We start from the raw sequence: 14,675 nt of genomic DNA on the forward strand, positions 1-14,675 counted from the left end.
GCAATTACTTCTTAACTACATCTGCGATCCATAAGGGATGTTATAGTCATATTCGATACCATACCCATACCCATAATCTCCTTTGATCATTCCTCTCTTCTTAACGCCGTTGAAAATTATGCCCACATCATTGAACGGGGCCAATTTGGCCGATTGACGTAAACGTTTAATGATTCGTTTCGGAGTATGCCCGTGTCGTACGACAAACAGGGTCTTGTCGCAGAACTCACTGAGAAAATTTACTTCCGAGACAAAATCCAGCGGTGCAGAATCGATTACGATATAATCAAAATTATCGGTCAAATAATCAAAAAGAATTTCCATTCTACCGTTTAGCAACAACTTTGAATGATACCCCCCTTTGGTTCCTGCGGGTACAATTTTGAGCAAATCGTTCTCTTGTGATGGGTGCAGTATGTCATTGAACTTGGCCTCGCCCTTCAGATAATTAATCAAACCATTTTCAGCTCCTAGACTATATAGGTTCGTAGTATTCGGTTTTCTTAAATCCATATCGAGCAGAGCGACCTTTTTACCTGACAAGGCAAGACTATTGGCAAGATTTGAACTTACGAAGCTTTTACCTTCGCCAGAAACACTGGAAGTTACAAGTATCTTGTTTTTGTCCGATTTTCGTCTGTACAACCCCAATTTGGCACAAAGTTGTCGGAATTGTTCCAGTATACCAAGATCATATGACAATACGGGATGAGCCTTCACACCTTTATTCTTTAAATGGGAGAACTCTGCAACGATAGGTAAATTTGTATTCTCCTCGATTTCGGACCTGAAAAGCACTTTGTTGTTAAAACGTTCTTTGAAGATAACGAAGCAGACCCCGATGGTCACTGCTAGGGCCAAACCGGCCAAGTAAGCAAAAAGGGACTTAGGACTCACAGGCACCAGAGATGATTCGGCAGCATCTACCAATCTACTATCGCTTGAGTTAGGCGCATAGGTCAGTGCAGTTTCTTCTCTTTTTTGTTGAAGGAATAAGAAAAGGTTGCTCTTTATTCCCTTCCTTCTAGTAATCTCTAAAAGATTTCTTTCTTGTTCTGGAATATTTTTGAACGCGGTACTCGATTTTCCAGAATTGTAGCTTAAACTGCCCAAACTGGCATTAAGATTGCCCTGTTGGTTTCGAATATTCTCAAGAATACTAGGTCTGATTTTTTCGATTTCGTTCCGTATGGAAACTAAGATCGGGTTATTTTCTGCGGTGGTTTTTTTGAGCCTCGCATATTTGATTTCCGCCTCGTATAGTTTTTCCAGCAACCTTGCCAAGACGGGGTCGTTTACGCCAAGTGTGGAAGGAACCAACCCGCCTTCATTCTTTTTAGATACGACATAGGACTCTACCTCGTTCAAAACTTGCAATTGACGATTAATATCGCCTATTTGTCTATCGTAGTCGCCCATGTCTTTCAGGTAAAGCCTACCTTGTTCACTTAGATCAATGACGCCCTTTGTGGCTCTATACTCTTGAATTTCCTTTTCGAGATCGGCTAATTCGTTCCCGACTTTTTCCATTCTATCCTCGATAAACTTCAATGTATTGGCGGCCAGCGCGTTGCGATCAGAAACGGCCTTCTGGTTATAACTGATTATCAGGCCATTAAGGACGTCTTCCCCTCTTTCCGGCACGGCATCTTTATATGATAGACTTACAATTGTAGAAAGCTTATTCGTAGACTTCACCTTTAGGTTGTCCAATAATTCCATAGTCACGACCTTTGGATTGGTAAGTGTAAAGTATAAGAGGTCTTTGGGTTCGCCAAATTGCCTTTCGTTCAAAAGAAACCGTAAGTCGCCCATGGGCAGATCGGTAATCCAGCTATCCACGGCATATGATTTGCCTCCGAATCTGACTTTTTTTGTACTGGTATCAAAAGAAAAATAATACTTTTTGGGTTCTCCTTCATATACCAAAGGAATTTTGTTGGGCTCTCTCAACTCAATTTTAACGGGCGAAGTAGTGTAGGCCGAACGACTTTTTAAACTACCATCTTCAAAAGTCTGTGCATATAGTGCAAGATCGTTGGCAACTTCACTCATTAATGAGCGTGAACTGATGACCTCAATTTCGTTTTCAACTATTTTCTTGGAATCGAAAACGTTCATCGACTCCATCACATTGGGGTCGTCGACTCCTTTTTCTCATCCTTTATAATCAAGGTCGCCGAAGTTTCATAGATGGGCGTCGCCCATTTCAGATAGCCCCATGAACCCAGTACCCCCAAAACTGCCAAAACTGCAAAAAGAGGCCAATACGGTAGGTAACGTGAAATAATCAGACCGAATAGGTTTTGATCCGAACCCTGTTTGCTATTTGTATCTGTATTCAAGACGTTTTTATTTAAAGTTTACAATTGTTATTACGGCAAGTGAAATGGCACTTAATGCAACGGGAACCCATTGTGTGGCTAGACTCGTACTGGCCACTTTCGATTTATTGGGTTCTACATATACAATATCGTTCGGCCTGAGATAGTAGAAGGGCGAACTGAAAATTTCATTGGAGGTCAAATCAACACGGTTAAAGTTCTTAAGCCCGAATCCTTCTTCCCTGATGATGACTACGTTATCTCGCTTCCCATAAATGGTGATATCGCCTGCGAGACCCAAGGCTTCCAATAATGATATCTTTTCATTGGGTATGGTCAAGACTGAAGGGTTTTGAACTTCGCCCAGTACCGATACCTTAAAATTAAGATATCGTATGTCAACGATAGGTTCTAATAAAAGCTTACGCGTTTCAAGTTCTTTTGTTATCTCTTCCCTTAGTGCCTTTTTTGATTTGCCCGCAGCTTTTATCTTTCCCAATACTGGAAATCGAATAAACCCATCTTGATCAACGAGGTATCCCGAGATTTGAGATGTGGATCCAGAGACGGTAGACGATTGCACAGATGTTACGTTAGACACGTTGAATATTTCGGCCGCTTCAGGGTTTACACTGCTTACCGTAATGCTCAGCATGTCATTCGCCTGTAAGATAGGCTCCAAACTTTCCATATTGTATGGAAAGGTGGTATCTTGAATATCATTGAAATAGGTTGCATCTTTAATATTGCCGCATGAGGTCAATACCATTGCGGTCATACAGCAAACTATAACGGCATTACTATTTGAACGGAGTGTAAAAGCAGGATTGTATTTGATCAACTTGGAGAAATAGTTCATTTTTAAATTCTTTTGATGGTAGCCTCAAACTTTTTGTTCTTGGTTTCTTAAAATTGGCAACGAAAGTACAAAATTGGCCATACTAAAATAGATTACAAAAAAAATCGGATAGTCGGTCAATTCTTACTGTAAATGACCGTTATCTTGTTAATGTTTATTTTCCAAAGCGAATATCGTTGTAATCCCAGACTAAATTTAATAAGCCCGTTCTTCTTGAGAAAAGGCATTGTAAATTGTTTGTAATATTATTTTTAAATCCAGGGCCATAGACCATCGTTCCACATAAAAAATATCAAAACGGGTTCTATTTTTAATATCCGAAGAGCAAAGTATTTCACCTCTATAGCCTTTAATTTGCGCTAGTCCCGTTATTCCAGGTTTAACGAAATGGCGAACTAGATATTTATCTACAGAGCTTTCATAGTCCTCGGTATGGAACATCATGTGCGGTCTGGGCCCCACAACGCTCATATTACCGAGCAGTACATTGAAAAATTGTGGAAGTTCATCGATGCTGGTTCGTCGCATAAATCGACCGATCCGTGTAACACGCATGTCATTTTTAGTGGTCATCTTAATATCCGCCTCTCCGTTGATCGCCATGGACCTGAATTTATAACACCAGAAAACCTTTCTTTTTAGTCCGTGTCGCTCTTGCTTGAAAAATACCGGTCCTGAAGATTCCAACCTGATTAAAATGGCCAATAGGGGTGTCAACCATGATAAAATAAATATAATTGCGAAAAGAGAGAAGAAGATATCAAAAATACGCTTCGTAATACGGGCATAATCAGTATCTAACGGTACTTTTCTTAAGTTCAGTATAGGAAGACTACCATATCGCTCGATGCTCATGGCCCTTGTCAGAATTTCTTTGTTATCGGGTATAATTTTGAATTTAATCAAGTTGTTATCGGCGAAATCGATGAGATTGTCCAGCTCATTCTTACTAAATTTTGATACCGAACAATAAATCTCGTCAATTCTATTTTCAAGCATGTACAAGAAGCTATCTTCGATTGCTCCGAGGTAATCGGGCCTTTTATAAGACCTGTTGTCGAAAAACCCTTTGTAGCGATACCCCAAATACGAATCTTCGAAAATCTGACGCATTTTTTTCAGATTGGTATCTTTTCCTAAGACGACCACATTCACCGAATTGCCCCCGAGCATTCTATATCTTCGTCTTGCCCAAAAGAAAAACCAGCGATATGCAGAAAGACAGAAACATAAAACCGCAAATACAAGAAGTTGATATGAAAGGGAGAAAGGCATGTTTTGATTGAAACCAAAGGCCGAGAAATAGACGAAACCAAAAATGACATATAATTTTATCATCTTTTCGAAATTGGTCAAAAACCTTTCTTTTCTATCTGTAGGGTAGAAGTCAAGAGTATATGTAATGAGTAACCAAGCTACATTGTAATAGATGATATGAAAAGAATGTAGATAGGTTTCAGGTGTTAAAATATATAACAGACCATTTATTATCGCCAAGTTTATGGCAATAGAAATAGGAATTATGAGGTCTGAATTTTTCACGATTTATCGCTATGGGTTGAACTCAAACTAATTAAGAAAAAAGATTTTGCCTTCGTAATGAAGTCAACTGACTTCGCCGAACGGAAAGGAAGATTTTGTAAGAGCAGACCTAAGACGCCCATATTTCGGTTTTGGTTTGGTTAAAAAAATAAAATGGTATTCGTTAATGGCGAACAGTTTTGGAGCAAGAAAAAAATAATAAATACTTTTTTTCAAAAGTCGGCAAATATAAATGTAATTCGATTTATTAACAGTATTTACAACGGGTAATTTTGCACTCACCCACTTTTATATTTCAAAGATGTAACTATCGAAGTTTATTTGAAAATAATCCCCTTAGAATGGTATTATGATCGATGAAATGCACATTCTATCAACATCTTAAAAGTGGAATTATTGGCACGATTTTGATTATCGTTCTTTTCATGCATTTAGTGGGGCGTGGATATGGTTTAATAACCGGCCAATGACTTTTTGATGTTCAATTCTAAAAAAGTAAATTATGACAGGGGAAATTAATGACAGAAGCAAAAAATGTTTAGCAGTATTGGCCAATTATGATTATTAACTGACAACTTTTTCAGTTTTACCCACCGTTTGTTTGCGACCATTTCTGGTTTTAATAAAATCCCAAAGACCACTTACTTTGGCAATTAATTCGTTCTTATCATACGAATCGTCGAGGCCAAGTCTTTTTAAGATGAACAAATCAGATTCCAGGTCGTTAAAACCATATTCTACCGTCAAACCACATTGGTACCCGGCTTCTTTCGATAATCGTATGGTTCTTTCACAATAATCTCCGTTGGGGTAAGCGATAGCGTTTATTTCCAGTCCGAACTTATTCTCAAGTGCTTCCTTGGTCCCAAAAATTTCAGTGCGAACCTCTTCATCATCGCAGTTCGGAAATATCGGATGGTACATCGCATGGGCCTGAAAATTGACGTACGGTCTCATTTCTTCAATATGTTTTCTTTGCAGGGCACTAGCAGAATCGTATTCATGATTTTTGTCAAATCCGGCTTTTCTTAAAATTTTAAGTCGCTCGTTATTTTTCTTCTTCTTTAATTTTTCAGCGGACATCGGAAGTTCGTCATATTGAAACCAAAATTGGCGATTGGTATCAATAATCGATGCACATAAAAATATGGTAACCGGAATATTCAATTTTTTTATGATAGGCAACAACTCGTAATTGCCGATATGCCCATCATCAAAAGTGATGACCATAGCTTTTGAGGGCAATTTGGTTCGATTTTTAACGGCATTGATGTAGGTGTCCAAAGAAATCAGGGCATACTTTTTTTTAGATACTCAAACGTCATTTCTGCCGTGGTCACATCGATATCGTGCAATAGTATAATTGTAGTCTTATACTTTTGTACAAACTCATGGAATAAATAGGCGAGGCCTGAAAAACGCATTATAGCGAAAATAATTTTCTTCATATCACGTACTTCTTTACCAGTACTTTATGTTGGGGGAGATAGTGAAAAGTTAAAATCATTGGGGTAGTTCTGGAAATGTACAAAATTTTGTTAAAAAAAACCAAAGTATGAATTCCTAAAATATCAAAGTCACTTTTAGATACCAAATTAAATCGTCGATCAGGCAAAATTGATTGCTCATTATCGCTTTGGGAATGGTTAGCCGCTATCCAAAAAAAATTTATCGAGTGTGTGGATGTGCTACTTATTTACCGATGCAAAAATTCGAAAAAATATTTCCTAAAAGCTCATCATTGGTTACTTGCCCCGTTATCTCTCCTAAATGATACAGCGCTTCACGTACATCTATGGCCATCAAATCGCTAGGGAGGTCTTCCTCCATCCCAAATTGAACTTTTTCAATTTCCTCCAGAGCCTTTAAAAGTGAGTCATAATGCCTTGTATTGGTCACAATGGTTTCATTGTTGCGAAGTACGCCGGTATTTACAAATTCCAAAAGTTTGGATTGCAGTTCTTCAAGACCCTCGCCAGTTTTTGCGGAAATCAAAAGTGCGGTCGATAGCTTTTTGTTAATCGCCGTTAGTTGTTCTTTTGAAAGCATATCTTTCTTATTGACCAGAACGATAAACGGTTTTTGTGGATACTGATTTTTTATCTTTTCAGATTCGATTCTGAAGTCTTCCAACGTTTTCCCAGCGATCATCAACCACGAACCGTCAACTAAAAAAATAACCACCTGTGCCTTTTCTATCTTCTCAAAAGTCTTTCGAATACCGATGCCTTCAACAACATCTTCAGTTTCTCGAATACCTGCTGTGTCTATAAAACGAAAACCGAAACCACCAATTGAGATTTCATCTTCAATGGTGTCTCTTGTGGTGCCGGCTATTTCAGATACTATAGCTCTTTCTTCATTGAGGAGTTCGTTCAACAAAGTAGACTTACCGACATTAGGTTCCCCAACAATAGCTACCGGAATTCCAGTTTTAATCACATTGCCCACTGCAAAAGAGTCAATAAGGTTTTTGAGCACTTTTTGAATACGATTTAAGAGTTGCGAGAATTGCTTCCTGTCAGCAAACTCAACATCTTCTTCAGAAAAATCGAGCTCCAATTCCAATAAGGATGCAAAATTGAGCAGTTCTTCGCGAAGCTTTTTTATTTCCGAAGAAAAACCACCTCGCATTTGATTGATTGCGATTTGATGGCTTGCCTCATTATTGGAAGCAATCAAATCGGCAACGGCCTCGGCCTGACTAAGATCCATCTTTCCGTTAAGAAATGCCCGGAGGGTAAATTCCCCTGCGTCGGCCATACGGCAACCGTTTCTAAGGAACAGTTGTATGATTTGCTGTTGAACGTAAGGTGATCCATGGCATGAGATTTCGACAACATCTTCCCCAGTATACGAATGGGGTCCCTTGAAAATGGAAACGAGTACTTCGTCCATGACCTTTTTTCCATCCGTAATGTGACCGAGATGTATGGTGTGGCCTTGTTGTTTTGAAAGTTTTTTTTTTTTCTATTTGAAAATTTAAAAAACGGATTTGCGAATTCGATGGCACCATCGCCCGAAAGACGTATTACGGCAATCGCACCCACACCGGACGGGGTCGCCAAAGCAATTATGATATCATTTGGAACCATGGTATAATTTGCTTACAAAAGTAGTCAAAAAGCTTTGATGATATTATCTACGGGTCATAGGCCAAAGTGTTAGATAATTGGTAAAGTCGGGTCTTGCACCCACTTATTTTATATCTTCGATAAGCATTAACTTAAAAAATAAAATAGAATGAAAACCATATTTATTTCGATTGCGGCTGTTTTCCTTGTAGGCTTTTCAATACAAGCGCAAGAGACGACTCAAGTAAAAGATTCAATGGCCACACAAGTGCAAGATGCAGATAGAATAAGTGATGAAGTGAAGGCGGACACCAAAGACACTAAGGAGGCCGAAGACGCCATTAAGAAAGCCGAAAAAGAGGCAAAAAAAGCAGAAAAAGCCCAGAGTAAAGCCGAGCGAGAGGCCAACAGGATGAAGCGTTTGACAAAATCCATCGGTAAAAAAAGAAAGTCGATTGATAAAAGCGAACGTAATATACAAAAACTACAAAGCAAACTCACGAAGGGAAAAAGTAAGGGAAAATTGTCTCCTGTGGATGAAATGGAAATGAACCAGAAAATCGATAAATTAAAAATCGAAATCGTGAAGGAAAAAGCGAAGTTAGCGAAGTTGGAGCGAAAGCAATAGCACTATTAAAATTGGATTTTTATGTAAAATTGTAACAAAACGGGAATTTTTTCGTCATATTATTGTATAACCCCGAAAAACAATCAAAAAATGGAAATCATCAATCAAAATGCAGCATTACGGACCGATAACCAGTTATTGGTCATTACACATTTATCACAATTGCTTACGTATATTACCGGATTTGGAGGACTTATCGTTCCATTGGTCATATGGTTGACCTCAAAGGATAAGGTACAAGGTATGGACGAACACGGAAAGGCAATTGTCAATTTTCAATTGAGCTTGATTCTTTTGGCCATATTAAGTATTCCTGCAATACTCTTGTTCGGATTGGGAATCATAAGTCTTATCGTCATCGGAATTACTTCATTTGTCTTACCCATTGTAAATGCGGTTCGTGCAAGTAATGGAGAAGCACCGAGTAAGTTTATGACAATACCTTTTATTTCTTAATAAGTTCATAGGTTAAAATAAAAATGCCCTGACCGCGGTCAGGGCATTTTTTATAGCCGTCATTCAATATGTTTATATATCTCGAACGACCGATTGCTGCGCTGCGCACACCATGACATCAATTATTTAGCATAACGGGCATGACCAGCATGGTCACATTTTCACCTTCATCAAGGCCATCGACAGGCGTCAATATTCCTGCGCGGTTGGGCAAGCTCATTTCAAGGGAAACTTCCTCAGAATCTAAATTATTCAACATTTCAGTTAGAAACCTTGAATTGAAACCTATTTGCATGTCGTCACCTTGATACGAACAGGTAAGACGCTCTTCGGCCTTGTTGCTATAATCGATATCCTCTGCCGATATATTCAATTCGGCTCCGGCAATTTTCAACCGGATCTGGTGCGTGGTCTTGTTCGAGAAAATAGATACCCTTCTCACCGAACTCAAAAATTGATTCCGTGAAATCGAAAGTTTATTCGGATTTTCCTTCGGGATGACCGCTTCATAATTTGGATATTTTCCATCAATCAGACGGCAAATCAATTCTGAATTGTCAAAGCTGAACTTTGCATTGCTATCATTGTATTCTATAGTTACTTCCGATTCACTTCCGGCTAAAATTCCTTTTAACAATGTCAGCGGTTTTTTAGGCATAATAAATTCCGCCACCTGAGACGCCGTAACATCTGAACGTTGGTATTTTACCAATTTATGTGCATCCGTTGCAACGAATGTCAAATTTTCGGGTGAGAACTGAAAGAACACACCACTCATTACCGGGCGCAAATCATCATTTCCAGCGGCAAAAATCGTCTTATTAATGGCCGTTGCCAAAATATCCGCCAAAAGCGTCGTAGAAATTGGATTGGCCAGTTCAACGGCTTTCGGAAATTCCGCCCCATCTGCATACGCCAAGGCATATTTACCGTGATTGCTGCTGATTTCTACCGTATTGTTATCCTCGACAACGAAGGTCAAGGGTTGCTCAGGGAAGGTTTTCAAAGTTTCCAGTAACAAACGGGCGGGTACTGCTATGACTCCTTCATTGTCTGAATCGACCTTGAGCACCGAGCTCATCGTTGTTTCGAGATCGATGCCGAAACAGTCAAAGTATCCTGCTTTAAATCGAATAAAAAATTGTCTAAAATGGGTAGCGTATTACTATTGTTGATAACACCGCCCAAAACCTGCAACTGTTTCAATAAATACGTACTGGAAACTATAAACTTCATGCGTTTTTTAATTTTCTATTAGTTGGTGCGGATTCGAATATTCTGAGGCACATTTATACGGATAGCCGACGAAATCGAAATCAAACAAAGATATTTGAATTGTACTTTTTACCGAAACAAACTTATCAACACTCAACTACCATATTTACGCCTTCTAAAAAAGTTGAAGAGAAGGCCCAAAACCAAGGTGAGTACTACTGGAAGTGCAATATTTAGTAGCTGCCATTTGGTTCTTTGCCCACTGATTTTCTTTTCATCCAAAAATGGGATGGCCACTTTTTTATTCCGAATGTTTATAAGTCCGGTATCGTCCAACATATAATTGAAGGCGTTTATCAAAAATTCCTTGTTGCCATAGTAGTTGTTCGTCCATTTGTCGTAACCGAGTTCCAAGGGCCTGCCATTGCGTAATTGGTTCTTGATAATGTCCCCGTCAGCGACTACGAGCATTTTATTTTCAATATCTTTTTCGACAGGGTTTTCCAATGCCACGGGCTTAATGCGATTTGCATACGCCGAGGTAAATGTGCCTTCTATCAAAACCGCCATAGGTCGGTCACCTTCGTTGAACTGTTCTCTTTCTGGTGGGGTATTGATGAGGTCAAGACTAATCTGTCGCGGAGTGCCGTCTACCTTTGAAAGTGGGGAGCTTTGAAATAAAATCGTTTTTTTATAGGAATTGGATATCGTGTCTATTGTATTGGCAAATTGAAAACGTAAGGCTTCAATATTATTATTAATGGGATGGTCGTTCTTTGAAAATACCATAGGATTGTACAACCAAGGTACCGGTTCATATTGGGAGGCATTGCCGTCGCCCGTGGCCAATACGATTTGGGTAAAATACATATCGTTTACCAAAACAGGATTGATCCTGACCCCATAACGAAATAGAAAATCGTTCAAGTTCAAATCGCGCGGAAGAGCCATAGCCCTGCCACTTTCGTTAAAAAGGCTATCGAGTTCCATATTGACCTGATCGATGAGCCAGACCGATTTTCCACCATTGACCATATATTGGTCCATGATATACTTTTCGGCATCCGTAAAGGCATCCGTAGGTTTGGCGATCAGGGCGAGGTCGTAGCCCTTTAACTGCTCTAAAGTCTTTTTCGGATTCGTACTGACGGAATCCAAAGTGATTGCACCGATATTATAATAATCGCGAATGGTGGTCAAGAAATCGGCGAGATAAATGTCTTCCAACTCACCATTGCCTTTTATGACCGCAATACGTTTTTTCTCCTTGATGTTTATTTTGGTAAAGGCATCTGCAAAAGCATATTCGAGATGTTGCACCGAGTTGTTCACACGCTCTTCGGTCGATACACCCAACTTATTTTTCAACAATGAAACCTTGACCGTTGTATTGTTATAGTTGACCATCGCCCATGGAAAAACGATTTCCTGCGAAACCTTTGTATCGTTTTCTACGGTTACCCGGGCAGGGGTCAGCCCTAAGGCCTGAAGTTCGGTAATCGTACCTTCAATACTTTCAACATTTACCAAGGGGTCTACAAAACTGAATTTGATATTCGAATTTACGGAGGCGAATTCTTCCAGAATTTGTTGCGTCTCGGTCTTGAGTTTTATAAACTCCGGGGGAAGATTTCCACCCAACAATACATCAACAATCACTGGACTCTGAAAGGATTCCGCGGACCGCTCCGCAGGTTCGGAAAGGGTATAGCGCTTATCTTCAGTCAAATCAAATCGTGTGTAGATCAGACTGGCCAATAGGTTAATTAGAATTAGTCCTGCCAAAGCCATCAAAATTTTAACAAGAGGCTTTTTCATGACCGGTCCGTATTTTTAAGTTGAACAACGGTAAGAAAGAGGAAGAAAATCGTTAGGCCCGTAAAATAAACCAAATCACGTGTATCAAGTACGCCCCTCGCCAGACCTTCGGAATGTGCTTTCATGCCCAATTGCAGAACAAACAATGCTGCACTTCCTTCACTGAACAACGTGGATAAGGCCTCAAAACCGTAAAAGGCCGAAAAACAGATGGCAATGCCTAAAATAAACGCTACGATTTGATTATCCGACAGGGTAGAGGCGAACAGTCCTATTGCGGTATAACATCCGATTAAAAAAAGAAGGCCGAAATACGATCCGATGACAAGACCCATATCCAAATTTCCAACAGTCGTTCCCAATTGTGAAACCGAGTGGACATAAAGTAACGTTGGCAGCAAGGCAATCAAGGCCAATGCAAACGTGCCCAAGTACTTGCCCAATACCGTCTGCCAAATGCCTATCGGTTTGATAAAAAGCAATTCTAAAGTGCCCAATTTCCGTTCTTCCGAAAAACTTTTCATCGTAATAGCAGGTATCAGGAACAAAAATACCCATGGCGCCAATAAAAAGAAGTTTCCCAAGTCTGCAAAACCGTAATCAAAAATATTAAAAGGGCCTTTGAAAACCCATAGAAACAAACCGCTTAGCACCAAAAAAAGCCCAATGACCAGATATCCTATGGGCGAGGTGAAGAACGACTGTATTTCACGTTTGAAGATGGCAAACATTATTTAGTTTATGGTACGTTGTTATGGTTTGTAATCATAGGTCTCAATGAAAATCCGTTCAAAACTAGCAATATTTTCTTTTTAAAAAATCAAGCAGACCGTCATTTTTAAAATTTTATTCGAAGCTAATGGTGATGGTATCCCTATAATCAAGGCCCAATAGTGTAGAAGCTCCCCCGACCGTATTAAGGTCACTTTTATAGATGGCCAATTCTATATATTCAGCAGAATTAAAAAGTGCCATAAGATCGCCCGCACCTTTGCGCTTACCTTTTTCCAAATCGAAATTTATGATATCGCTATACTTATTATGTATGCGCTTGATTTTAGTCGTACGGGCGCTCAGTTCATAATCCCTTCCCTTTCGGTAGGCTTCAAAGAATTTCTTATGAATATTGGTCACTACATTGCCATAGTTGTCGATATATATTACGCTTCCTATAATTTTCTTGCCATTATCGGTGACCGTAGGTGCAAATTCGCGTAATTCCTTAAGTCCTTCGAACGACTTGCCTACGACTTCAAGCGTACCTCCACGGGCGATATGACAGGCTACCTGTACGAATACATCCAAAACGGGAAAAGACCCGTGAATAGGATTCGGAATATTTATCTTCACAACTTTCTCCGGATTGATCTCTGAGGTTATCAACCCCACAACACCATTGTTGGCACTGACAAAATAATGTCCGTCAACAAATACGGCAATATGTTCGTTTTCGGGCGTAGGCTCCGAATCGACACCTACGATATGTACGGTGCCATCAGGAAAGTTCTTATAGGCGTTCTCAAGAATATAGGCACATTCCTGTATATTGAACGGACTGATATGATGTGAGATATCAACGATTTTGACATCGGCCAATTCTTTGTAGATACTCCCCTTTAAAGCACCTACGAAGTGATCTTTGAGTCCGAAATCAGTAGTTAAGGTAATAATTGCCATACAGCAATGTTGATATGTTTTTACATGGGCAAACCTAATTTTTGGTTAAGTTTGTATCACAAAATTAGAACAAAAAAACAGCCTTCCGAAATTTATCTTTTGGCTTCATCCTTAAACCGCGACATTCTTTGAACGAAATAGTACTAGAGCTTACCGAGATTAGTCCGAGAGATTTTTTCGGACAACAGAACGAGAACATCAATCTACTTAAGAAGTATTTTCCAAAGCTAAAAATAGTTGCCCGGGGAAGCAAAATCAAAGTCTATGGTGACGAAGAACTTCTTGAGGAATTCGAAAGACGTTTCGATATGCTATCGACCCATTTTGCCAAGTACAACAAGTTAGATGAAAATATCATTGAACGGGTACTCACCAGTAATGGCGCTTCGGACTATCAATCGCCAGCAAATAGTGAGGAAACCTTGGTTCATGGTGTAAACGGCAAACTTATCAAGGCGCAGACTTTGAACCAAAGAAAATTGGTCGATGCCGCCAAAAAGAACGATATGGTCTTTGCCATTGGCCCTGCGGGTACAGGTAAAACATATACAGGAGTGGCTTTGGCGGTTAAAGCACTGAAAGAGAAGCAGGTAAAACGAATTATCTTAACAAGACCTGCGGTCGAGGCCGGCGAGAACCTGGGATTTCTTCCTGGAGATTTAAAAGAAAAACTAGATCCCTACATGCAACCGCTCTATGATGCTTTGAGAGACATGATTCCTGGGGAAAAACTTTCACATCTTATTGAGAATGGTACAATTCAGATTGCGCCTTTGGCATTTATGAGGGGACGCACGTTAGACCATGCCTTCGTGATTTTGGACGAGGCCCAAAATACGACCCACGCACAAATGAAAATGTTCCTGACCCGAATGGGGAAAAGTGCGAAATTCATGATTACGGGCGATCCCGGTCAAATCGATTTGCCCAGAAGGGTAATCTCAGGACTCAAAGAAGCACTTTTAGTACTAAAGGATGTCGAGGGCATCGAGATTATATATTTGGACGATAAAGACGTCATTCGCCATAAATTGGTCAAAAAAGTTATTGATGCCTACAAAAATATCGAACATCAGAATTGA

Annotated in this window: 12 protein-coding genes and 2 pseudogenes; 3 read left to right on the forward strand and 11 right to left on the reverse strand. The window is 39.7% G+C overall.

Annotation, left to right across the window (positions count from 1 at the left end):
- Positions 1-15: 15 nt before the first annotated feature.
- The 7 genes and pseudogenes from N8A86_RS17920 to mnmE all read right to left on the reverse strand — a co-directional run bounded on the left by N8A86_RS17920 (position 16) and on the right by mnmE (position 7,820).
- Complete coding sequence (locus N8A86_RS17920) at positions 16-2,121, reverse strand: polysaccharide biosynthesis tyrosine autokinase (RefSeq protein WP_273566618.1); 2,106 nt, start codon at positions 2,119-2,121, stop codon at positions 16-18.
- Between the two features lie 8 nt (positions 2,122-2,129).
- Complete coding sequence (locus N8A86_RS17925) at positions 2,130-2,345, reverse strand: hypothetical protein (RefSeq protein ID WP_273566619.1); 216 nt, start codon at positions 2,343-2,345, stop codon at positions 2,130-2,132.
- A 7-nt stretch (positions 2,346-2,352) separates the two neighbouring features.
- Positions 2,353-3,183, reverse strand: coding sequence for a polysaccharide biosynthesis/export family protein (locus N8A86_RS17930; protein WP_273566620.1), 831 nt, complete (start codon positions 3,181-3,183; stop codon positions 2,353-2,355).
- A 195-nt stretch (positions 3,184-3,378) separates the two neighbouring features.
- The gene (locus N8A86_RS17935) at positions 3,379-4,725 is read right to left on the reverse strand and encodes an undecaprenyl-phosphate glucose phosphotransferase (RefSeq protein ID WP_273566621.1); all 1,347 of its coding nucleotides are present in this window, start codon (positions 4,723-4,725) and stop codon (positions 3,379-3,381) included.
- A gap of 564 nt (positions 4,726-5,289) precedes the next feature.
- Complete coding sequence (locus N8A86_RS17940) at positions 5,290-6,009, reverse strand: polysaccharide deacetylase family protein (protein WP_273566622.1); 720 nt, start codon at positions 6,007-6,009, stop codon at positions 5,290-5,292.
- A 5-nt stretch (positions 6,010-6,014) separates the two neighbouring features.
- Positions 6,015-6,173 (reverse strand): hypothetical protein, encoded by a 159-nt coding sequence (locus tag N8A86_RS17945; RefSeq protein ID WP_273566623.1) that lies wholly within the window; start codon positions 6,171-6,173, stop codon positions 6,015-6,017.
- Positions 6,174-6,417: 244 nt separating this feature from the next.
- Positions 6,418-7,820 (reverse strand): annotated as a pseudogene (mnmE, locus tag N8A86_RS17950) (tRNA uridine-5-carboxymethylaminomethyl(34) synthesis GTPase MnmE).
- A 148-nt stretch (positions 7,821-7,968) separates the two neighbouring features.
- Between mnmE and N8A86_RS17955 the strand changes: the two are divergent.
- A complete protein-coding gene (locus N8A86_RS17955; protein ID WP_273566624.1) occupies positions 7,969-8,427 on the forward strand; it encodes a hypothetical protein in 459 nt (152 codons plus the stop codon).
- Positions 8,428-8,517: 90 nt separating this feature from the next.
- Complete coding sequence (locus N8A86_RS17960; protein WP_273566625.1) at positions 8,518-8,883, forward strand: DUF4870 domain-containing protein; 366 nt, start codon at positions 8,518-8,520, stop codon at positions 8,881-8,883.
- Between the two features lie 118 nt (positions 8,884-9,001).
- Here N8A86_RS17960 and dnaN read toward each other — a convergent pair.
- From dnaN to N8A86_RS17980, 4 genes and pseudogenes are all read right to left on the reverse strand, one after another.
- Positions 9,002-10,119: pseudogene (dnaN, locus tag N8A86_RS17965) on the reverse strand (DNA polymerase III subunit beta).
- A 132-nt stretch (positions 10,120-10,251) separates the two neighbouring features.
- Complete coding sequence (gene gldG / locus N8A86_RS17970; RefSeq protein ID WP_273566626.1) at positions 10,252-11,916, reverse strand: gliding motility-associated ABC transporter substrate-binding protein GldG; 1,665 nt, start codon at positions 11,914-11,916, stop codon at positions 10,252-10,254.
- Positions 11,913-12,647 (reverse strand): gliding motility-associated ABC transporter permease subunit GldF, encoded by a 735-nt coding sequence (gene gldF / locus N8A86_RS17975; protein WP_273566627.1) that lies wholly within the window; start codon positions 12,645-12,647, stop codon positions 11,913-11,915. The genes gldG and gldF overlap by 4 nt, the downstream gene beginning before the upstream one ends.
- Positions 12,648-12,762: 115 nt before the next feature.
- Positions 12,763-13,593, reverse strand: a complete 831-nt coding sequence (locus tag N8A86_RS17980) for an SAM hydrolase/SAM-dependent halogenase family protein (RefSeq protein ID WP_273566628.1) — start codon at positions 13,591-13,593, stop codon at positions 12,763-12,765.
- 128 nt (positions 13,594-13,721) lie between these two features.
- On the opposite strand from N8A86_RS17980, the gene N8A86_RS17985 reads away from it, so the two are divergent.
- On the forward strand, positions 13,722-14,675 hold the full coding sequence (locus tag N8A86_RS17985; RefSeq protein ID WP_273566629.1) for a PhoH family protein: 954 nt from the start codon (positions 13,722-13,724) through the stop codon (positions 14,673-14,675).

It is taken from the genome of Maribacter halichondriae (genome assembly GCF_027474825.1).
Lineage (GTDB): Bacteria > Bacteroidota > Bacteroidia > Flavobacteriales > Flavobacteriaceae > Meishania > Meishania halichondriae.